General features: G+C 74.3%; 13 protein-coding genes and 1 tRNA gene. 6 read left to right on the top strand and 8 right to left on the bottom strand.

The annotated features are described in order from the left end of the window. Positions 1-13: 13 nt before the first annotated feature. Positions 14-1,009 carry a dihydroxyacetone kinase subunit DhaK gene (dhaK, locus tag ACFTWP_RS39260; protein ID WP_380269963.1) on the bottom strand — a complete coding sequence of 332 codons (996 nt, stop codon included), beginning with the start codon at positions 1,007-1,009 and terminating at the stop codon, positions 14-16. Positions 1,010-1,247: 238 nt separating this feature from the next. Between dhaK and dhaM the strand changes: the two genes are divergently transcribed. Beyond that, a complete protein-coding gene (dhaM, locus tag ACFTWP_RS39255) occupies positions 1,248-1,640 on the top strand; it encodes a dihydroxyacetone kinase phosphoryl donor subunit DhaM (RefSeq protein ID WP_380269962.1) in 393 nt (130 codons plus the stop codon). A 17-nt stretch (positions 1,641-1,657) separates the two neighbouring features. On the opposite strand, the gene ACFTWP_RS39250 is transcribed toward dhaM, so the two are convergent. After that, positions 1,658-3,382: a bifunctional 3'-5' exonuclease/DNA polymerase gene (locus tag ACFTWP_RS39250; protein WP_380269961.1), complete on the bottom strand. Its 1,725-nt coding sequence runs from the start codon at positions 3,380-3,382 to the stop codon at positions 1,658-1,660. 226 nt (positions 3,383-3,608) lie between these two features. On the opposite strand from ACFTWP_RS39250, the gene ACFTWP_RS39245 reads away from it, so the two are divergent. Next, a complete protein-coding gene (locus ACFTWP_RS39245; protein WP_380269960.1) occupies positions 3,609-5,633 on the top strand; it encodes a M3 family metallopeptidase in 2,025 nt (674 codons plus the stop codon). A 58-nt stretch (positions 5,634-5,691) separates the two neighbouring features. On the opposite strand, the gene ACFTWP_RS39240 is transcribed toward ACFTWP_RS39245, so the two are convergent. Together ACFTWP_RS39240 and ACFTWP_RS39235 are read right to left on the bottom strand one after the other, a co-directional pair. Beyond that, the gene (locus tag ACFTWP_RS39240; protein WP_380269959.1) at positions 5,692-7,158 is read right to left on the bottom strand and encodes a cellulase family glycosylhydrolase; all 1,467 of its coding nucleotides are present in this window, start codon (positions 7,156-7,158) and stop codon (positions 5,692-5,694) included. Positions 7,159-7,231: 73 nt separating this feature from the next. Further along, positions 7,232-7,879, bottom strand: coding sequence for a TetR family transcriptional regulator (locus ACFTWP_RS39235; protein ID WP_380269958.1), 648 nt, complete (start codon positions 7,877-7,879; stop codon positions 7,232-7,234). A gap of 185 nt (positions 7,880-8,064) precedes the next feature. Between ACFTWP_RS39235 and ACFTWP_RS39230 the strand changes: the two genes are divergently transcribed. Then, positions 8,065-9,324, top strand: coding sequence for an acyl-CoA dehydrogenase family protein (locus ACFTWP_RS39230; protein WP_380269957.1), 1,260 nt, complete (start codon positions 8,065-8,067; stop codon positions 9,322-9,324). A 50-nt stretch (positions 9,325-9,374) separates the two neighbouring features. On the opposite strand, the gene ACFTWP_RS39225 is transcribed toward ACFTWP_RS39230, so the two are convergent. The 3 genes from ACFTWP_RS39225 to ACFTWP_RS39215 form a co-directional block, all read right to left on the bottom strand. After that, positions 9,375-9,950: a hypothetical protein gene (locus tag ACFTWP_RS39225; protein ID WP_380269956.1), complete on the bottom strand. Its 576-nt coding sequence runs from the start codon at positions 9,948-9,950 to the stop codon at positions 9,375-9,377. Between the two features lie 108 nt (positions 9,951-10,058). Then, positions 10,059-10,868 carry an enoyl-CoA hydratase/isomerase family protein gene (locus ACFTWP_RS39220; protein WP_380269955.1) on the bottom strand — a complete coding sequence of 270 codons (810 nt, stop codon included), beginning with the start codon at positions 10,866-10,868 and terminating at the stop codon, positions 10,059-10,061. A 120-nt stretch (positions 10,869-10,988) separates the two neighbouring features. Further along, complete coding sequence (locus ACFTWP_RS39215; RefSeq protein ID WP_380269954.1) at positions 10,989-11,657, bottom strand: TetR family transcriptional regulator; 669 nt, start codon at positions 11,655-11,657, stop codon at positions 10,989-10,991. A gap of 67 nt (positions 11,658-11,724) precedes the next feature. Between ACFTWP_RS39215 and ACFTWP_RS39210 the strand changes: the two genes are divergently transcribed. Further along, complete coding sequence (locus ACFTWP_RS39210) at positions 11,725-13,359, top strand: MFS transporter (protein ID WP_380269953.1); 1,635 nt, start codon at positions 11,725-11,727, stop codon at positions 13,357-13,359. A 271-nt stretch (positions 13,360-13,630) separates the two neighbouring features. Here the strand turns inward: ACFTWP_RS39210 and ACFTWP_RS39205 are convergent. Continuing rightward, a tRNA-Arg gene (locus ACFTWP_RS39205) sits at positions 13,631-13,703 on the bottom strand. A gap of 737 nt (positions 13,704-14,440) precedes the next feature. On the opposite strand from ACFTWP_RS39205, the gene ACFTWP_RS39200 reads away from it, so the two are divergent. Both ACFTWP_RS39200 and ACFTWP_RS39195 read left to right on the top strand, forming a co-directional pair. After that, positions 14,441-15,058 carry a single-stranded DNA-binding protein gene (locus ACFTWP_RS39200; RefSeq protein WP_380269952.1) on the top strand — a complete coding sequence of 206 codons (618 nt, stop codon included), beginning with the start codon at positions 14,441-14,443 and terminating at the stop codon, positions 15,056-15,058. Between the two features lie 346 nt (positions 15,059-15,404). Further along, entirely contained in the window at positions 15,405-16,829 is a 1,425-nt protein-coding gene (locus tag ACFTWP_RS39195; protein ID WP_380269951.1) for a Cys-Gln thioester bond-forming surface protein, read from the top strand. Positions 16,830-17,038: the final 209 nt, after the last annotated feature.

Below are 17,038 nucleotides of genomic sequence, written 5' to 3'. Positions count from 1 at the left end.
CGCGCTCCCCCGCTCAGGACCGGTGCAGGGCCGGGGTCGCCACCGGTGCGTCCCAGAGCTCCAGCAGCCCGGCGTCGGCCCTGGTCAGGGTGAGCGAGAAGCCGGCCATGTCCAGACTGGTGACGAAGTTGCCGACCAGGCTGCGGGCGACCGTGATCCCGCGCTCGGCCAGCCGGGCCGCGACCTCGCCGAACACGATGTACAGCTCCAGCAGCGGGGTGCCGCCGAGGCCGTTCAGCAGGACGATCACCTCGTCGCCGACCGCCAGGTCGTGGTCGGCGAGGACGGTGCCGACCACCTCGGCGGCCAGCTCGCGGGCCGGGCGCAGCTTCTCCCGGCGCCGGCCGGGCTCGCCGTGGATGCCGACGCCCACCTCGATCTCGTCCTCGGGCAGGTCGAAGCCCGGCTTGCCGGCGGCCGGCACGGTGGCGGCGGTGAGGGCCACCGCGAAGGAGCGGGAGGCCGCGTTGACGCGCTCGCCGACCGCCGCCACCTCGTCCAGCGGTGCGCCGCGTTCGGCGAGCGCGCCCGCGATCTTCTCCACCAGGACGGTGGCGCCGGTACCGCGGCGGCCCGCCGTCCAGGTCGAGTCCTCCACCGCGACGTCGTCGTTCACCAGGACGGTGCGGACGGCGATGCCCTCCTCCGCGGCGAGTTCCGCGGCGAGCTGGAAGTTCATCACGTCGCCGGTGTAGTTCTTCACCACGAACACCACGCCCGCGCCGCCGTCCACGGACCGGGCGGCGGCCAGCAGCTGGTCCGGCACCGGGGAGGTGAAGACCTCGCCGGGGCACGCCGCGTCGAGCATGCCCGGCCCGACGAAGCCGCCGTGCAGGGGCTCGTGGCCGGACCCACCGCCGGAGACCAGCGCCACCTTCGGTGCGGCCGGCCGCACCGCCCGGGTGATCACCCGGGCGGGGATGTCCACCGCCAGTTCGGGATGGGCGGCGGCCACCCCGGCGAGGGCGTCCTCCAGGACGCTCTCCGGAGTGTTGATCAGCTTCTTCACGACGCGCTCCCTCGGACCACGGATGCTGCCGTGGCCGACGCTACGCGAGAGCGGCGCGGTTGGCGGGGATTGCGCCACCTCTGCGCGAACTCGCCACCGGGGAAAGGGCGGTGGCGCCGGCATGGCCCTGCCGCGGAGTCCTGCCGCGGGTGCTCGGCGGCGGTGCGGCCCGGCCCCGGGAGTGCCCCGCCGCGCGCTGGTCCGGCACCGGCGGCCGGGCAAGGCCTATGGTCGGTACATGACCGAACCCGTGGGTGTCGTCCTCGTCTCGCACAGTCCGGCGATGGCCGCCGGCCTGGCCGAACTGCTGCGTGAACTCGGCTCGCGCACCGTTCCGGTGGTGCTCGCCGCCGGGACCGAGGACGGCTCGCTGGGCACCAGCTACGACCGGATCGTGGCCGCCCTCGCCGAGGCGGACTCCGGCTCCGGGGTCGTCGTACTGCCCGACCTGGGCAGCTCCGTGCTGACCGCCGTGACCGTGCTGGCCGACCACCCGCGCCCCGACGCGGTGCTGGTGGACGCGCCCTTCGTGGAGGGCGCGGTGGCCGCCGTGGTGACCGCCTCCGCCGGGGCGGCGCTGGCGGAGGTGGTCGCGGCGGCCCAGGACGCCCGCGGATTCCGGAAGTTCTGAGCGCCGGCCGGGGCCGGCTACTTCGCGTCGGCGTAGCAGTCCACCACGGCGGTGCTGAGCGGGAACCGCACCGGGGTGTCGCCGAACACCAGGGCCCGGGCCTCCTCCGCCGCCTCGGCCACGGCGGCGGCCACCCGGTCGGCCAGATCGGCGGGGGTGTGCACCACCACCTCGTCGTGCTGGAAGAACACCAGGTGCGGGCGGTCCCCGGGGGTCGCCGACAGGGTGGCGAGGCGGCGGCGCAGCGCCGCGAGCAGGGCGAGCGCCCAGTCGGCCGCGCTGGCCTGGATCACGAAGTTGCGGGTGAACCGGCCCCGGGCCCTGGCCGAGCGGGCCCCGGCGTCGGCCGGGTCGTCGGCGTCCTCGGCGGCGTCCTGCCAGTCGGCGGAGGGCGGTGGGCAGACCCGGCCCAGCCGCGAGCCGACCACGCCCCCGTCCTCGCCCGTCCGGGCGGCCGCCTCCACGTACCCCATCGCGGCGGGGTAGCGGCGGCGCAGGGTGGCGAGCAGCGGGCCGATGTCGCCGCTGGTCTGGCCGTACATCGCGCCGAGCAGGCCGAGCTTGGCCTTGTCCCGGTCGCCCTGGAACGCGGTGGCGGCCAGCGCGGCGTAGAGGTCGCCCTCCGCGGCGGAGCGGGCCAGGCCGGCGTCCCGGGAGAGGGCGGCCAGCACCCGGGGCTCCAACTGGGCGGCGTCCGCGACGACCAGCAGCCAGCCCGGGTCCGCGACCACGGCGCCGCGCAGGATCCGCGGGATCTGCAGGGCGCCGCCGCCCCGGCTGGCCCAGCGCCCCGACACCACGCCGCCGACCACGTACTCGGGCCGGAACCGGCCGCCCCGGGCCCAGGCGTCCTGCCAGGCCCAGCCGTGCGCGGCGTGGATCCGGGACAGCTCCTTGTAGCGGATCAGCAGGGCGGCCGCCGGATGGTCGACGCCGCGCAGCTCCCAGGAGCGGGTGGAGCTCAGCCGTACGCCCTGGTCGGCGAAGGCGCGCAGGACCTGGGTGTGCGAGTCGGGGTTGAACGGCCGGCCGCCCAGGGCCTGCTGGAGTTCGGCGGCGAGCTCGGCCAGCCGCCTGGGCTGGGTGCCGGGGATCTGCGGGCGGGGGCCGAGCAGGTCGGTGAGCAGCCGGTCGTGGATGTCCGCGCGCCAGGGCAGCCCGTCGTGGGCCATCTCGACGGCGGCCAGCGCGCCGGCCGACTCGGCGGCGGCCAGCAGCCGGAACCGGGCCCGGGCGGGGGAGCCGCCCTCGTCGTCGGCCGACCCGGTGACGGCCTGGATCCGGCGCTGCTGGTCGGCGTGGACGGCGACGACGGCCTCCAGCGGGTCGGTGGCGGGCGGCAGCTGGAGGCGGTCGGGGGCGAACAGGGTGTCCTGGTCGTCGGGGCCGGCGGAGTCGGGGAGGTCGGCCGGGACGGGCAGGTGCCGCAGCCGGGCCCAGGCGGCGCCGAGCGAGCGGGGCTGGCCGTAGCGGCCCTCGTGGGCCAGCAGCAGGGCCTCGACCAGCCGCAGGTCGTGGCAGCGCGCCAGCGGTACGGGCAGTGCGGGCAGCAGCGGTGCGTAGGCGCTGTCGGTACCGGCCCAGACCCAGCGGGGGTGCCCGGCGGCCTCCTGTCCGGCCACCGCGGCGGCGAGGTCGCGGGCGTGCGCGGGCGGGCCGAGCGGGGCGCCGGCCTCGTCGAGCGGCTGGAGGCGCCCGCCGGGGCCGTGCGGGTCGGGGGCCAGGGCGATCCGGGGTGGCACGCGGTCTTCTCTCGGGTGTTCGGGTGGTGCCCCCGACGGTACCGGTGGGGTCCGACAGTGCGGGGCAGGCGCCGGTCGGGGGCGGGGCGCGGCCCGGGGCGGCGTCGCGTGGTCCGGGCGCGGCGGCGCCGGTCGGGGTGCCGGCCGTGCCCCGCCCGAGGGGCCGTGCGGCGTGCGCGGCGTGCATGCGTAGGCAGCGCGAATGCCACCGCGTAGGGTCGGCTGAATGAGCGACAATCCCTTCTTCGAGCCCAGCACCCTGGTCTACGAACTGCCGCCCTTCGCCGCGATCCGGGAAGAGCACTACCTGCCGGCCTTCGAACGCGGCATGGCCGACCAGCTCGCCGAGATCGCGGCGATCACGGCCGATCCGCAGCCGCCGACCTTCGACAACACCCTGGTCGCGCTGGAGCGTTCCGGCGCGCTGCTGCGCCGGGTCGGTGCGGTGTTCTTCAACCAGAGCTCGGCGGACACCAACGAGACCCTGGACGCCCTGGACGCCGAGATCAGCCCCCGGCTCGCCGCCCACCGGGACGCCGTCCACCTGGACGCCGCGCTGTTCGCCCGGATCGAGGACCTGCACGGGCGGCGGGCCGACCTGGGCCTGGACGCCCAGTCGCTGCGACTGCTGGAGCGCCACCACACCCTCTTCGTGCGGGCCGGCGCCCGGCTCGGCCCGGCCGAGCAGACCAGGCTCCGCGAGCTGAACGCCGAACTCGCCTCCGCCGCGACCGCGTTCCAGCAGAACGTCGCGGCCGACACCCGGGCCCGGGCCCTCGTCCTGGACAGCGCGGAGCAGCTCGACGGCCTCTCGGCGGACGAGGTGGCGGCCGCCGCGGAGAACGGCCGGGCACTCGGCCGCGACGGCGCGTACGTGCTGAGCCTGAAGAGCTTCTCCAACCAGACCGAACTGGCCCAGCTCACCGACCGCTCCGTGCGCGAGCGGCTGCTGACCGCCTCCCTCGGCCGGGCGTCCGACCTCAACGGGCCGCTGGCGATCCGGATGGCCGGGCTGCGGGCCGAGCGGGCGGCCCTGCTCGGCCACCCGAGCCACGCGGCGTACGTGGTCGAGGACGAGACGGCGGGCAGCGTCGAGGCGGTCGGTGGCCTGCTCGCCCGGCTGGTGCCGCCCGCGGTGGCGAACGCCGGGCGGGAGGCGGTGGAGCTGGCCGCGTTGGCGGCGGCCGACGGGATCGAGGAGATCGCGGCGCACGACTGGGCGTTCTACTCGGAGCGGGTGCGGCTGACCTCGTACCAGGTGGACGCGGCGGTGCTGCGCCCCTACTTCGAGCTGGAGCGGGTGCTGCACGACGGCGTGTTCTTCGCCGCGAACCTGGCCTACGGCCTGACCTTCACGGAGCGGCCGGACCTGGTGGCCTACCACCCCGAGGCGCGGGTCTTCGAGGTGTTCGAGGAGGACGGCGGATCGCTCGGGCTCTTCATCGGCGACTTCCACGCCCGGGAGTCCAAGCGCGGCGGCGCCTGGATGGACGAGTTCGTCTCGCAGTCGGCGCTGCTGGACCGGCGCCCGGTGGTGGTCAACAACCTCAACATCGCCCGCCCGGCGGCCGGTGAGCCGGTGTTGCTGACCTGGGACGAGGTGCGGACGCTGTTCCACGAGTTCGGGCACGCGCTGCACGGGCTCTTCTCCGACGTCCGCTACCCGCTGTTCGCCGGCACCGAAGTCCCCCGGGACTTCGTGGAGTTCCCCTCGCAGGTCAACGAGATGTGGATGACCTGGCCCGCCGTGCTGGCGAACTACGCCAAGCACCACGTCACGGGCGAGCCGCTGCCGGCCGAACTGGTGGAGCGGATGACCGCCGCCGAGGCCTTCGGACAGGGCTTCCGCACCGTCGAGTACCTGGCGGCGGCCCTGTTGGACTGGGCCTGGCACACCGTTGCGGTGGGCCAGGAGATCACGGACGCGCAGGAGTTCGAGGCGCGGGCGCTGGCGCAGGCGGGCCTGGCGGTGGCCGCGATCCCGCCGCGGTACCGCACCACGTACTTCAACCACGTCTTCGCGAGCGGGTACAGCGCCGGGTACTACGCCTACATCTGGTCCGAGGTGCTGGACGCCGAGACCGTCGAGTGGTTCGCGGGCAACGGGCGCAGCGTGCGCGAGAGCGGCGGGCTGTTCCGGGCCGAACTCCTCTCCCGCGGCGGCAGCGTGGACGCGCTGGAGTGCTTCCGTGCCGTGGTCGGGCGCGACCCGCGGCCCGGGCCGCTGCTGGCCCGGCGGGGGCTCGGCTAGGTTCCCCGGCGCCGGCCCGGCCGCCTCCCGCGGAGTCGGGAGGCGGCCGGGACCGGACTCAGCGCGGGGTCACGGTGACGCTCACCGCGGTGCCGGGCCGGGTCGGCGGCAGGGTGATCCGTACGCTGCCGGACCGGCCGGGCCGGGGCTGTTCGACGGCGGTCCGGGCGGCCGGGACGCCGCTCACGGTGACCCGGGCGCCGTCCGGGTAGGCGGCGGCCGGCAGTGCCAGCACGGTCGGGCCGGAGGCGGCGCCGGTGGTGTAGCCCAGCCGGTAGTGGCGGTCGGCCGGGGTGTAGACCGCGTCCACCAGGTGGCCGGCGAGCGCGGTCGGGTAGGGGGAGAAGGCCGGCTCGGCGCCGGGGGCGGGGCTGCCGTCGGGAGCGAGCGCGCAGTATCCGCCGGTGCCCCGGCACCAGTACCACATCGCCCAGCCGGAGGAGATCGTCTCCATCGCGGCGACCTGCCGGCGGACCAGGGCGGTGTTGCCGGGCCTGCGCGTGTCGGGCGGCCCCCACTCGCCGACCAGCACCGGCAGCCGGTGGGCGGCCGGGTAGGCGCCGATGGCCGCGACGTACGCCTCGACGAAGCCGCCGCTCTCGTCCCAGTCGGCGCCGGACTCGACGGCGGTGTCGTAGAAGTGCGGTGCGTAGCCGAGGCGCGGCGGGCCGGGCCGGGGGTCGTCGAAGCCGGGCAGTTCGGTGGGCACGCCCTGCCCGACCAGGACGGTCGGCTCGATGAACAGCCAGGCACGGGTGTCGGCCGCGCGGACGGCGGTGATCAGGCGGCGGTACATCCCGGCCAGCCGGCCCCGCTCCAACTCGGCGGCGCCCGCGGCCTGGTCGGCCGGATCGGTGGGGTCGCCGGGGATCGGGCCGAACGGTTCGTTGAACAGGTCGTAGCCCAGCAGCGAGCGGTGGCCGCGCAGTTCACGGGCGATCCGGGTGTAGAAGTCGCTCTGGGCGCGGCGCAGGTCCCGGTCGTCGTAGAGGTGGCGGAACGCGGCCTGGACGGCGGGCTGGAAGTAGCCGGCGAACCAGTCGTCCGGGTCGGGGACGAAGGGCAGGCCCTCGTCGCGGGTCGCCCACACCGGGACGCCCCGGTCGCCGCCGCCGAACCTGGGGCCGTAGACGTCCTGGTGGAAGTCGATCAGGGCGAGCAGGCCGTACCGCTCGGCGAGGTCCAGGAGGTGGTGCAGCCGGTCGAGTTCGGCCCGGTCGTAGCGGCCGGGGCCGGGTTCCAGCCGCGTCCAGGAGACCGCGACCCGCAGCAGGGTGAAGCCGTGGGCGGCCGCCGACCGGATGTCGTCCTCGGTGGCCTCGGCGTACTTGTCCAGGTTGAAGCCGCGCAGCCGCAGTTCGCGCCCGGCGGGGTCGGTGAGGGCGGTCCGGCCGTCCGGCGCGGTGCTGGTGCCGGTGGGGAACTGCGCCCGGTGGCCGGGGGGTTCGGCCGCCCGGGCCGGTGAGCCGGCCAGGGCGGCGGTGGCGGCGAGCAGGAGTGCGGCGGCGGTACGGAGCAGGCGCATGGGCTACCTCGCTGGGCCGGCGGCGGTCGGTGGGGGCCCGATGATGCCGGACTGTCATGCACCGCACAAGAGTTCAGTCGGCCGGGGCCGGCGTGGCGGGCGCCGGCGGGACGGCGGAGGGCAGCTCGGCGGCGGCGGCCAGCCGGCCCCAGAGCAGGTCGGCCAGGGCCTGCACCATCCGGGCGCGCGAGCAGGGCCTGGTCTCCAGCCACCAGTCGCCGGCCGCCAGCACCATGCCGGTGATGCCCCGCCCCCAGGCCTCGGAGAGCAGCGGCGCCTCCGGCCCGAGGTCGACCTGGAGGGCCACCGCGCCGGTGATCTCCTCGGCGATCTGCTTGAGCGCCGGCGCGAGGGCGTTGCCGGCGCCGGTCGGGTCGCCGGCTTCGGGGTGGGTGAGCAGTCGGTAGACCTGCGGGCGCGACTCGATGCCGGCCAGGTAGGTGTCCAGGACGTGCTCGACCCGGTCGCGCCGTTCCAGCGGCTCGCTCAGCGCGACCCGTACGGCGGCCAGCAGGCCGCCGGTGTGCCGCTCGGTCAGTGCCCGGATCAGCCCGGTGCGGTCGCCGAAGTGCCGGTACAGGATGGGCTTGGTGATCCCGGCCTCGGCGGCGATGGCGTTCATGCTGGCGCCCGGGCCCTCGCGCTGGATGACCCGGTCGGCGGCGTTGAGCAGCTGTTCCCTGCGGGGCTCGCCGGGGGTGGCGGGGGCGGCGGGCGGCACGGGCGGCTCCTGGCTGGGGCGTTGACATTTCCTACGTATCAGTAGCAGACTCCCAGCGATGTTACCGCCGGTAACCCAGGTACGACACCCCTCCACGCGACACCGCTTCCCCGCGGCACCCCTCGTCGCGACACCTCCCCTCGCGGCGCCCCGCCGCCCGCGAGCCCCCTTCCACCGGAGGCACCATGAGCACCTTCTCGCTGGACCCGGGCGCCGACCAGCTCGCCGTACGTGACTGGCTGCACGGTTTCGCCGCCGACGTGATGCGCCCGGCCGCCGCGGAGTGGGACGAGCGCGAGGAGACCCCCTGGCCGATCATCCAGGAGGCGGCCAAACTCGGCATCTACTCCCTGGACTTCTACGCCCAGCAGTACTTCGACCCCTCCGGCGTCGGCATCCCGATCGCCATGGAGGAGCTGTTCTGGGGCGACGCCGGCATCGGCCTGTCGATCGTCGGCACCACGCTCGCCGCCGTGGCCGTCCTCGCCAACGGGACGGAGGAGCAGATCGGCACCTGGGCGCCGCAGATGTTCGGCACCCCCGACGACGTGAAGGTCGCCGCCTTCTGCTCCTCCGAACCGGACGCCGGCTCCGACGTCTCCGCGCTGCGCACCCGCGCCGTCTACGACGAGGCCAAGGACGAGTGGGTCCTCAACGGCACCAAGACCTGGGCGACCAACGGCGGCATCGCCGCCGTCCACGTGGTGGTGGCGACGGTGGACCCGTCCCTGGGCGCCCGCGGCCAGGCCTCCTTCGTCGTCCCGCCGGGCACCCCCGGCCTCTCCCAGGGGCAGAAGTTCAAGAAGCACGGCATCCGCGCCTCGCACACCGCCGAGGTCGTGCTCGACGGCGTCCGGGTGCCCGGCCACTGCCTGCTGGGCGGAAAGGAGAAGCTGGACGAGCGGCTCGCCAGGGCCCGCGAGCGGGCGGCCGCCGCGGCGAGCGGTGACACCAAGAGCGCGCCCGGCAGGGGCGGTTCGGTCAAGAACGCGGCGATGGCCACCTTCGAGGCCTCCCGGCCGGCGGTGGGCGCACAGGCGATCGGCATCGCCCGGGCCGCGTACGAGGTCGCCCTCGACTACGCCCGGACCCGGGTGCAGTTCGGCCGTCCGATCATCGACAACCAGGGCGTCGCCTTCACCCTGGCCGACATGAAGACCCGGATCGACGCCTCCCGGCTGCTGGTCTGGCGGGCGTCCTGGATGGCCGCCAACCAGCAGCCGTTCACCTCCGCCGAGGGCTCGATGTCCAAGCTGTACGCCGGTGAGACGGCGAAGTGGGTGACGGCGCAGGCGATGCAGATCCTCGGCGGCAACGGCTTCACCCGGGAGTACCCGGTGGAGCGGATGCACCGGGACAGCGCCATCTACTCCATCTTCGAGGGGACGAGCGAGATCCAGCGCCTGGTGATCGCGCGGACCATCTCCGGGATGCCGATCCGCTAGCCGCGGCCGGGCGGTTCAGGCGGGACCGCGGCCGAGCGGTTCACACCCGGTCAGCGGGCGGCCCAGAAGGTCAGCCCGGCGCTGAGCGCGCCGACCATCGCGCCGGCGACGGTCTGCGCCGGCGTGTGGTCCCGGAGCACCACCCGGGACCATCCGATGGCCACGACGAGCGGGTAGAGCAGCAGCCACCAGGCACCGAGGGCGATCGCCAGGCAGGCCACGGCGCCACTGGCCACGGCGGTGTGGACGGAGATCTTCCACCAGACGGTGACGACCATGATCGGCACCAGGGCGGCGAACATGGCCAGCACCATCGCCGTCATGTCGGCCGGTGCGCCGGTCCAGGCCATCATGGCGAGACTGGTGAGCACCGACAGCATGATGAACGGGATCACCACCAGGCGCCGCTGCCGCTGGCCGACGTGGCGGTCCTCCCACCGGCCCCGGCGCATGCCCCGCCGGATGAACCAGGTGGGGATCACGGCGGCGAACAGGGCCGCGAACGCGGCCCAGGCGAGGCCCTCCCAGCCGTACCGCACCGCGCCGACCAGCGGCAGCACCGCGATGATCACGTTCTTCGGCTCGACGCCGTCGGTGACCCGCCGGGCCCAGGTGGTCGCGGTCATCGGGTTCTCCAGAAGGCGTTCAGTCGGGGTGTCCGATGATCGTATCGCCGTGGGGTCATCGCCTCGCCCGCGCCCGGTCGGTGTCGGAGCGGGGCTGCCTCGGCGCGATCAGAACCGCGGCCGGCGGCGCTCCAGGAACGCGGCCAGGCCCTCCCGCACGTCCGGGGCCTCGCGGGAGCGCCGCGCCCACGGTTCGATCGCGGCGGCGGCCTGCTCCGGCGGGCCGGCCAGGGCGGCCTTGACGGCGCCGATGGTCTGCGGCGAGCGCTCGGTGAGCAGTCGGGCGAACTCCAGTGCTCTGGCGTCCAGTTCGGCGCTCGGGACGACCTCGTCCAGCAGGCCGAACTCGGCGGCGCGGGCGGCCGGCACCAACTCGCCCGAGAACAGCAGGTACTTGGCCCGGCTCGGCCCCACCAACCGGGCCAGCCGCAGGGTCGGGACGGCCGGGTAGACCACCCCCAGCTTGGCCGGGGTGATGCCGAGGCGCGCGTCCTGCGCACCGAACCGCAGGTCGCAGGCGACCGCCAGTTGGCAGCCGCCCCCGACGCAGGAGCCGTGCACCACCGCGAGGGTGGGGTGCGGAAAGGCGGCGAGCGCCTCCTCGGCGGCGACGTTGTCCGCGTGGTAGGCGTCGGCCCGCCCGGGGGTGCCGTACACCTCGGAGAGTTCGGAGATGTCGGCGCCCGCGCTGAAGGTGCCGCCCGCGCCGGTGACCAGCAGGGCTCGTACGCCGGGCTGTTCGGCGATGAGCGCCAGGGTCTTGGGCAGGGCCTGCCAGATCGCGAGGGTGAGGGCGTTGCGCTTGTGCGGGCGGTCGAGCACCAGCACGGCGACCCCGTCCCCGCCGACGTGGGCCCGCAGGCCGTCGACGCCGGTGGGGAGGGCGGCGCGTCCCAGGAGCAGCGGTGATCCGGTCATGGGGTGCCTCCGGGGAGCGGCTGGACGGGTACCGGACACTCTCGCAGGACGGCCTGCCGGGCCGGGCTCCGGGGCCCGTCGGGCGCGCGGGTGCACCCGGTGCCCGGGTGAGGCCGCCGGTCAGCCGCCGCAGTAGTCGCCGAGGCCGTTCTCCACCAGGGCGAAGGCGCGTACGGCGTTCGCCCTGGCCTCGGGCAGGACGCCGGCGGCCGGTTCGCCGCCGAGCATCCGGCGCTGGTTCTCCCGTACCAGGGTCCGGCGGGTGCCGAGCAGTTGGGCCGCCGCGAGCTGCGCCGTGAGCGCGTCCTGGTCGCCGCTGGCGGCGCGGAGCTCGGCCGCCAGCAGTGCCTCGGCCCGGGTCGAGGTGGCCAGGGCCCGCAGGGTCAGCGCGGGCGTGTCGGAGATCAGCCGCAGGACGTCGAGCACCGACTGCCGGTCGCAGAGTCCGGAGGCCGGGTCCTGCTCGTCCAGCGCCTCCAGGTACTGCCGACGGACGGCCGCCAGGGCGGAGCAGCCGGCCGGGCGCTCGCGGACCACCTCGGCCACCTCGCCGGTGTGCCGCTCCATCGGGATCAGGACCAGGTCCTCCTTGGTCGGGAAGTAGTTGAAGACGGTCATCTTCGAGACCTCCGCAGCGGCCGCGATCTCCGCGACGGACACCTGGTCGAAGCCGCGCTCCACGAAGAGGCCGATCGCGACGGTCCAGATCCTGATGCCGGTCTGCCGCTTCTTGCGCTCGCGCAGGCTCAGTTCCTCGGGAGCGGGGGTGGCGGCGGTCGTCTTCGGCATGGCGTCACTGTACCAGGATCAAAGATATACCGAGTAGAAGAATTGACCGACTACAAAAATATCTGCCATGGTGGTCCGACCGCCGGGACCACCCGGCCCCGGCGGCACCCGCACGTCCGTCACCTGGGGGGACTCCATGGGCATCGGCCCGTCACCGACACCGTCCGCGGCACCCGCCGCCGCACCCGTCCGACCGCGGCCGCGGACCGCGATCGCCGCCGCCGGCTCCGCCGGTTCCTCCGCCGATGCCGGTCGGCGCGGGCTCGCCAAGCTGATCTGCCTGGTCACGATCATCCTGGCGGTGCTCGACATGAACATCGTCTCGGCGGCCACCGTGCCGATCGTCCGTGACCTCGACCCGGTCCACGGCGTCGACCGACTGCCCTGGCTGGTCAGCGCGTTCGCCCTGGCGGCCACCGCCCTGCTCCCGCTCTACGGCAGGCTCTGCGACCTGTACGGCGCCAAGCGGGTCTTCCTCGCGGCGCTGGCCACCTTCCTGGTCGGATCGGCACTCTGCGGCGCGGCCGGATCGATGGAGCAGCTGATCGCCTTCCGGGCGCTGCAGGGAGCCGGGGGCGGCGGGCTGATGAGCGTCACCATGGTGGTGATGGCCCAACTGCGCGAGCCCGGGGGCGGGGGCGGCGGCAGCATCGGCGGGATCGTCGGCGGCGCGGGCATGGCGGTGGGGCCGCTGATCGGAGCCCTGCTCGCCGACCACCTCGGCTGGCGCTGGATCTTCTACGTCAACCTGCCGGTGGGCCTGCTCGTGCTGGCCGGGGCCGCCCTCTTCCTCGAGCTCCCGCACCGCCCCGCCCGGGGCGGCCTCGACCTCCTCGGCGCGGCACTCGCCGCCGCGTTCGCCACCGGGCTGCTGCTGGTGACGGAATGGGGCGGCAAGGAGTACGCCTGGACGTCCCCGCCGATCCTCGCGCTCGCCGCCGGGACGCTGGCCGTGCTGGGGCTCTTCCTCCACCGCCAGGCCACCGCCGCCGAACCGGTGCTGCCGCTCTCGCTGTTCCGGATCCCCGCCCTGCGGATCGGGTTCGCGGTGCAGGGGCTGGTCGGGATGGGCCTGACGGGCTCCGTCGTGTACGTGATGCTGTACCTGCAGGTCGCCCGGGGGGTGGCCGCCACCTCGGCCAGTCTCTTCCTGATCCCGATGGCGACCGGGATGACCGTCGTCGGCCTGCTGGTCAACCGGCTCTCCCGGCGGGGCTGGTCGCCGCGCACCTTCCTGAGCGCCGGCGCCGGCTGCTCCGCCCTCGCGCTGCTGCTGCTCGGCCTGAGCGGGCCGGACACCGGACTGTGGATCGTCCGGGCCGAACTCGTGCTGCTGGGCGTGGGCTTCGGCCAGCTGATCGGCCAGCTCGTCGGGGTCGTCCAGCGCGCCGCCCCGACGCACCGACTGGGTGTCGCCACCACGGGGGTCCGGTTCTTCCAGACCCTCGGGGGCGCGCTCGGCGCGGCGCTGTTCGGCACGGTGCTGGCCCGGGTCTTCGGCGGCTCCGAGCCCGGTGTGCCGCTGGGCGCGGTGGCCACCCTCGGCGGCGCGGCGCGCGAGCACGCGGTTCGGGCCTTCGTGCAGGGGGCCGACGCGGTGTTCCTGTCGGCCGGCGGGCTGATGGTGCTGGCCATGCTGCTGGCGCTCCGTCTGCGGCCGGTGCGGGCGGCGAAGCCGGTGCCCGGGCCGTCGGGCGCCTGAACGCCCGGACGCTTCGACGACCGGACGTTTCGAGCCGGGGCGTTCCAACAGTCGGACACTTCAACGGTCGGACACTTCAACGGTCGGACGTTTCGAGGCCCGCCCGTTTCGGCGCCCGGCCGCTGAGTCCGCGTCAGCCCGGCGCCCGGACGCTCCCCGGAGTGCACCGGGTGGCCTGGGCCTGCGGCTGTCGCGGCGCCGCCGGCGCCGACCGCCGTGCCCCCGCAGGGGCGTCCCGGGGCGGGCTTTGGCGCCGTGCAGGCATGGTGAGTGCCCCCAGCAGGATTCGAACCTGCGACCTACCGCTTAGAAGGCGGGTGCTCTATCCGCTGAGCTATGGGGGCGTGACGGGGCGACCCGGACAGGGCGTGACCGTCGCCGGGATCGGGTGTCGAGTGCCTTTCGGCGCCCGGTGCCCGGCCCCGTCGTGGGGGTGTGGTGGGGATCGGCGGACCCTCGCCCTGTTGGGGACAGGATAAGGGTGCCCGGTTCCTGCACCGGGTCTGACAACACCGTCGGCGGTGTGTCGGCTCCGGTGGGGCGGTCCGATAATCGCAGGTGGAGGCCGTGTGTGCAGCGGTCTGACAGGCTCTGACGCCGGACGTTGTGCAGTCGTTACGGGGCTGTCGCCCCACCCGTTATGGATTCGACGCGAAGAAAGTGCCGCCATGGACGCGGGTGGGGGCCGGATTCGGGTTCCTTCGGTCGGATGACGTGGGTGGATAGGCTTCCCGGCCACCCGTTCGGGTACCCGGACGGAGCCGGGCGTGCACGGAGCGTTGTCATGACCGCGCAGGTGGGAGCGGGATGCCGGCGTGACTATGCCAGTGGCGTGGGCCCGTCGGCCCCCGGCGGACCTCGCTCGGCGCTGCTCCGGATCCGGGGGTGAAGCGGATCCCCGGGTGGTGTCGGGCCGGCCGCGCCGACAGCGGAATTCACCCCGGGGGATCGATCGGTTTTCCACATGGGCGAGTTATCCACAGGATTTCGGATCGCGCTTGTGGGGATTTCCGTGCGGAGGCACTCTCAACTCGCGCCGGTTGATTCCGTACGGTGCATCACTGCGAACGGAGTGTGTTCCATGAACGAGACCCTGGTGACAATGGTCGGCAATGTGGCGTCGGTGGTGAGCTACACGCAGACCGCCGGAGGCGTGCCGGTGGCGAACTTCCGCCTGGTGGCCACCGAGCGGCGCTTCGACCGGGCGAGGGGCGAGTGGGTGGACGGCGACACCCACTGGGTCACCGTGGTGGCCTGGCGCTGGCTGGCGACCAATCTGGTGAGCTCGCTCAGCAAGGGCGATCCGGTGGTGGTGAGCGGCCGGCTGCGGGTCCGCGAGTGGGAGGAGGGGGAGCGCAGGCGGACCGGCGTGGAGATCGACGCCCGGTCGGTCGGGCATGACCTCAGCCGGGGCACGTCGGCCTTCCGCTGGGCGGTGCGGGGCAAGTCCGAGCCCCAGTGGGGCGGTTCGGAGGGGTCGGGGGCGTCCGGCGGGCCGAACGGGCAGGGGTCGGGTGTGCCGGTCGGTGCTGCGGCGCCCGGGGTCCCCGGCGCCCGGGGATCGCTCGCGGAGGCGCTCGCCGAGCCCGCCGTGCCGGACTGGATCGTCGCCGCGGTGGAGGCCAGGCGGGCGTCGGCTGCGGCCGTCGACGCGTCGGCGGGTGGGGCCGGCATTGCGGAGAAGAATGCCGCCGTGTGATCGATTGGTGTCGAAAGATGGGGCCAACTGTGGTGGTCCGGATACTTCTTGACCTAACGAAGGCGTCATTGCGACCATCCGACGAATCGTACGGTTCAGCTGGCGGGGCGTCAGCAGATGTGGATGATCGACGGGCTGATAACGATACAGATACGGTATCGTCCGGATTCAGCACGTTGGTTTACGGGCCGGTAGGGCTCAATAGGATGCGTCTGGTTCACACAAGTGCAGCCGCGTCTCAGGGGGCGCGGCAATGCAAGGCGGGCTGTGATCGGCATGGCCCGGCCCGGAGGGATCACACATGTTCCACATGCAGCGGCGGATTCTCCCCCGCGTAGCAACTGTCATGCTCACGTCGAGCCTCGCGGTCGGCGGCGGCCTCCTCGGGGCCGGTGCGGCGTCCGCGGCCGACGGCCCGGGGGCGGGTGTCACGGCCACCCTGCAGCAGACGATGATCAGCGGCCCGATCACCGTCACCGGCGAGGGCAACGTGGACGGTGGTCTCTTCACCCTCAAGACCGCCGACGGGGAGCTGCTGCAGACGTACTGCATCGACTTCGGGCACGGTGTCGACACCGCGGCCAAGGTCCAGTACCAGGAGGCCGACTGGAAGTCGAGCTCGCTCGGCGCCAAGGGCAAGGCGGAGGCCGCCGCCAAGATCCGCTGGATCCTGGAGAACTCCTACCCGCACGTCAAGGACCTCGGCGCGCTGGCCAAGACGGCGGGCATCAACGGCGAGTTCACCGAGCAGGACGCCGCCGCCGGCACCCAGGCCGCCATCTGGCACTTCTCCGACGGCAAGACCGCCACGCCGGTCGACGCGCAGGGCGCGGCGCTGACCGCCTACCTCCTGAGCGACAAGAACAAGGGCATCGCGGCCGAGCCGAAGCCCTCGCTCAGCCTCACCCCGGAGAGCGTCGCCGGCAAGAGCGGCGGCAAGCTCGGCCCGTTCACCGTCAACAGCAGCGCCGACGAGGTCAAGCTGTCCGTCACCGGCGGGCCGGCCACGGTCGCGCTGGTCGACAAGGACGGCAAGCCGCTCGCCTCGCTCAAGGGCCCGATCGCCAAGGACACCCAGTTCTTCCTGGACGTCCCGGCCGGCACGGCCGACGGCGCCGCCTCGGTGACCGCCGCCGCCTCCACGGTCGTCCCGAGCGGGCGCGTCTTCCTCAGCAAGGGCTACACCGCCGACAAGCACAGCCAGACGATGATCCTGGCCGGCTCGGAGAAGGTCGGGGTCTCCGACACCGCCAAGGCCAAGTGGACCAAGGAGAAGGGCCCGCTGCTCGCGGCCACCTCCAAGGTCGACTGCGTCGAGAACGGCGTCGAGGTGACCGTCACCAACACCGGTGACCAGCCGGCCGCCGTCACCGTCCAGCCGGGCAAGGCCGTCACCGTGCAGCCGGGCAAGGCCGAGAAGGTCGTCGTCCCCGTCACCGAGGACGCCGCCTACAGCATCAAGGTCACCGGCCCGAACGGCTTCGCCCAGGACTTCCAGGGCGTCCTGGACTGCAAGGTCGCCGTCCCGACCCCGTCGGCCTCGCCGACCCCGGCCACCAGCACCTCGGCCACCCCGTCCGCCGGCACCACCCCGTCCACCGGCACCTCCACCAGCCCCGGTGCGGCGACCGCCGGCGGCGGTCTCGCGGCCACCGGTGGCAGCAGCGCCACCCCGGTGCTGGCCGGCGTCGCCGGAGCCCTCGTCCTCGCCGGTGGTGCGGCCGTCTTCGTCCTGCGCCGCCGTGGCCGCCACAGCGGCAACGCCGCCTGAGCCGAGTCACCCGGTCCGACGGCGGCCGCCCTCCGGCGGCAGCCGTGGCGATGACGACAGTGCAGCGGTAGCAGCAGTACGGCAGTAGGAGCGGTACCCGTGATTCGGTGGTGACGGCGGCGCAGCGGCGCGGCGGTCACCACCGGTCACGGCCGACGGCCCGGCACCCGCAGACCAGCGGGGTGCCGGGCCGGGGGGCGGGGTGCCCG

Source organism: Kitasatospora sp. NPDC057015, from assembly GCF_042673745.1.
Classification (GTDB): domain Bacteria; phylum Actinomycetota; class Actinomycetes; order Streptomycetales; family Streptomycetaceae; genus Kitasatospora.
Note: the sequence above shows the minus strand (reverse complement) of the source record. Positions and strands in the feature narration are given on the sequence as shown.

Bases quoted from the DNA above. Each gene is read 5' to 3' on its own strand.
- dhaM (WP_380269962.1), top strand. From the start codon at position 1,248: ATGACCGAACCCGTGGGTGTCGTCCTCGTCTCGCACAGTCCGGCGATG.
- ACFTWP_RS39245 (WP_380269960.1), top strand. From the start codon at position 3,609: ATGAGCGACAATCCCTTCTTCGAGCCCAGCACCCTGGTCTACGAACTG.
- ACFTWP_RS39240 (WP_380269959.1), bottom strand. From the start codon at position 7,158: ATGCGCCTGCTCCGTACCGCCGCCGCACTCCTGCTCGCCGCCACCGCC.
- ACFTWP_RS39230 (WP_380269957.1), top strand. From the start codon at position 8,065: ATGAGCACCTTCTCGCTGGACCCGGGCGCCGACCAGCTCGCCGTACGT.
- ACFTWP_RS39225 (WP_380269956.1), bottom strand. From the start codon at position 9,950: ATGACCGCGACCACCTGGGCCCGGCGGGTCACCGACGGCGTCGAGCCG.
- ACFTWP_RS39220 (WP_380269955.1), bottom strand. From the start codon at position 10,868: ATGACCGGATCACCGCTGCTCCTGGGACGCGCCGCCCTCCCCACCGGC.
- ACFTWP_RS39215 (WP_380269954.1), bottom strand. From the start codon at position 11,657: ATGCCGAAGACGACCGCCGCCACCCCCGCTCCCGAGGAACTGAGCCTG.
- ACFTWP_RS39210 (WP_380269953.1), top strand. From the start codon at position 11,725: ATGGTGGTCCGACCGCCGGGACCACCCGGCCCCGGCGGCACCCGCACG.
- ACFTWP_RS39200 (WP_380269952.1), top strand. From the start codon at position 14,441: ATGAACGAGACCCTGGTGACAATGGTCGGCAATGTGGCGTCGGTGGTG.
- ACFTWP_RS39195 (WP_380269951.1), top strand. From the start codon at position 15,405: ATGCTCACGTCGAGCCTCGCGGTCGGCGGCGGCCTCCTCGGGGCCGGT.